The sequence below is a fragment of the Heliobacterium chlorum genome, from assembly GCF_014502795.1.
In the GTDB taxonomy this organism is placed as follows: Bacteria; Bacillota; Desulfitobacteriia; order Heliobacteriales; family Heliobacteriaceae; genus Heliobacterium; species Heliobacterium chlorum.
Map to the genome: position 1 here is coordinate 1 of NZ_JACVHF010000067.1, position 3,301 is coordinate 3,301.

Consider the following 3,301-nt stretch of genomic DNA (forward strand, 5'->3'; position numbering starts at 1 on the left):
CTGGCATGTGGAATAGTTAGGAAGGATAATATTAAGATATCATGTATTTGATATTGAAAAAAGGGACTTTAGACCCAACACCTCCTAATAATTTCCTCCACCCAACAAAACCGCCCCCGCACGTTCCCCCCTACGCCTCTCAGCGTGACCTACCATACCCTTCAAACCACCACGGGGGTTTAACCGGACGTGGCCATTACAGCGGCCTTATGTGGGGTGTGGGGGTTTTGGGTGATTTGTCAGCGAGTTTTACGGCATTGTTGCCGACGTTGGCCCGGTAGCAACAGCAAAGGCAGCAAAAAAACAACCGCCCATTCACGCTGCTCCCAACAACGAGTGATATTTGGGAGGTAAGTGTAAATGGGCGATTGTGCTGTAGTATAGCCTATAGCTATTTTAACCCGAATGTATAGTACAGGTAAAAGCAAACAAGCAAAGCCGGGCCAGATGCTAGTTTTCGTAAGTCCTTTGGAACATAAATACTTATTATCGTCGCAAGTATTCCCGAGGGTATGAGCATCCAAATAACAATGTTCCACATCATATGTTTCATTGGTTGAAGGACTATGTTTGTTATATCCACTTTTACACCTCCTAACTTTTTCTTCGACAAAAGTTAGGATTATCCTGTAGATTCTTTGGTTGCATTTGGTTATTTCGCTTATTCCTATATCCCCAACGAAACCGCCCCTCCACATCTCCCCCTACGCCCTCCAACGCGACCAACCATACCATTCATACCATAACGGGGTCTAACTGGACGTGGGCCATAACAGCGGCCTTATGTGGGGTATGGGATTTTTTGGGCGATTATACGGGCAAGTTCATTACTTAAAAGTTCGTCAAAAGAATAAAACCGCCCTTCCAAGGCGGCTCCTCAACCATTCATTCTGTCTTTACCGGCACACTGTTCCTCATTATTTATATTCCAATAAAATATATCGCTCTTTACCTTCGTCCTCAATCTTTTTGATAACTGCATTAATTTTCTTATCTAACTCTGGAATCTCTTCCCCACTGGCTTTCCATTGCTCTATTGTTCCATGAGGATCACCAGAAAAGCCACTCGAAGCCATATAAACATTAACTACCGCCTCGTAAGTACCATTTCCAAGATCAAACAGCTTATCAATTTGTGAAAAAACGTATGCACCACCTGAAGCTGGTCGGAACTTATAATACCCGTTATCATAAATAAAGTTTTCTATTGAAATATGTTTTGTTGGCTGTTCCCCAAAGTAATACAAGGTTGCATTATTAACGTAATCGGCATTGATATACCAATAGTGGTCGTTACCTTTTTTCTCGATAAGCTTTTCATTATTCAATATTATATGGCTTAATCCAAAACGTATTAGGTTTTCGTTATCGATTTTACCCATATCGAATGGCTGCACATAAGCTTCCGAAAAATTACTAAAAAATGTATTCAACTTTTTCTTTGTATTTGCATCCATTTCAACAATCTTCGTTTCTAATTTATCGGAGCCTCCTAGTTTGACTTCATTACTATTATTAGTTTTATCACCAGTTTGATCCACGTAACTTGTATCTTTTGTTGTATCATTAACAGGTGCTGCTTGAGCGGATTCTAATTTATTTTCACAGCCTGTTGCAAAATTGATTACCATTGCGAATATTGCTGTATTTAGTGCCATTTTGAGATATTTTGATTTAACCATTATTATCCTCCCCAATCTATCTAGTCAAATTAAGAAAAACCATTTTTGACCTCGGTCTAACTGAAACACACAGTTTTTTCCTTAATAAGGTGGATAGCATAAGAGTTTTTCTTAAATCTATTTATCACCATAATATTGTTAGGTTCAAGAAAAAATTCATTACGGTTGCTTAAGTTATTTTACCAATTAACCACGATTATTTCTTAATTTCCTCCACCCAACAAAACCGCCCCCGCACGTTCCCCCCTACGCCTCTCAACCCACCCAACCATACCATTCTTATCACAACAGGGGTAAAACCGGACGTGGGCCATTACAGCGGCCTTATGTGGGGTATGACAATTTTAAGCGATTTTTTAACGGCTTTTAACGTGAATTCCCTCAACACCGGCCCAACGATCACCACTCCAACTAAATAAAACAGCCCCGGCTTCCTGTTACGAAAGCTGGGGCTGTTGTTTTTCATTAACACAATCCTCTATAAAACGAGTCACTATTGTTACAAAGCTATAAAGTCGGCAATGGTGCCTTGAGGCACATTGTCGCAATCCTCTATAAATCGAGGCTATGTTTTCTACCTTGACGACCTCAAGCAACACTTTTTCGCTAACAAATTTCAATCCTCTATAACTCGAGGCACCATTGTTAGAGTACCCTCCCAAACCCTTACCCAGCGAGACTTTAACATTACATTATATGTTCCAGCCCCGGCTTCCATGATTAGAAGTTCGGGGCTTTTTGTTTTTTATTAACGCAATCCTCTATGAATCGAGACTTCTTTGCTACGACAACCTTGTTGTCAGTTTCGGCAGTCCTATAATAAGTCTCAATCCTCTATCAATCGAGTCACCTTTGTTACCTCTGTGAATTGCATCTTATCAAAAAGTGGTTCTTAATTGTCGCAATCAATGTTTTCTACCAGCTATCGATAAGCGTAAGGAAGACGAATATAAGGTGCTTCAATCCTCTATAAATCGAGGCACCATTGTACGTAGTAAAGCACGAGGAACACGGCTGGAATAAGTTTGTCGCAATCCTCTATCAGTCGAGGCACCTTTGTTACGGATTCATTGTAGTACTTCTATCAATCCCGTTTATATAGTCGTAATCCTCTAATAATCGAGGCACTATTGTTAGACTGTACTTCAGAAATTGCTCGAGTCATGAAAACTTAGATGTTGCAATCCTCTATAAGTCGAGGCAATGTTTTCTACAAAATCCTACGTGCCCTGGTAGAAGATTTAGGATAGTTTCAATCCTCTAAATCGAGGCAATGTTTTCTACCTGAAGAACAGGCGGCCACGACACCAATACAGGACAGCCGTTTCAATCCTCTATCAATCGAGGCACTATTGTTACGGGGATGCTTTAGGCTACATGAACCAGCAATCGCAATCCACTATAAATCGAGACAATTTTTCTACGAGTGGTCAATATGACGAACGTAAAATGGGTAGACCGTTTCAATCCTCTATAACTCGAGGCAATGTTTTCAACTAATTCACATAATAGTCTTGAGTTAATAATACCAATCAAATCCAATGTATGTCAATTAGTAAAACTAGCCCACACACCTCTCCCCCCCATCCCCCCAAACCCCTGTAGTCCCACTGTAGTTC

1 protein-coding gene is annotated in these 3,301 nt (G+C 40.5%); it reads right to left on the reverse strand.

Annotated features, from left to right (window positions below):
- Positions 1-917: 917 nt before the first annotated feature.
- The gene (locus H1S01_RS19750) at positions 918-1,682 is read right to left on the reverse strand and encodes a hypothetical protein (protein WP_188042099.1); all 765 of its coding nucleotides are present in this window, start codon (positions 1,680-1,682) and stop codon (positions 918-920) included.
- Positions 1,683-3,301 lie beyond the last annotated feature (1,619 nt).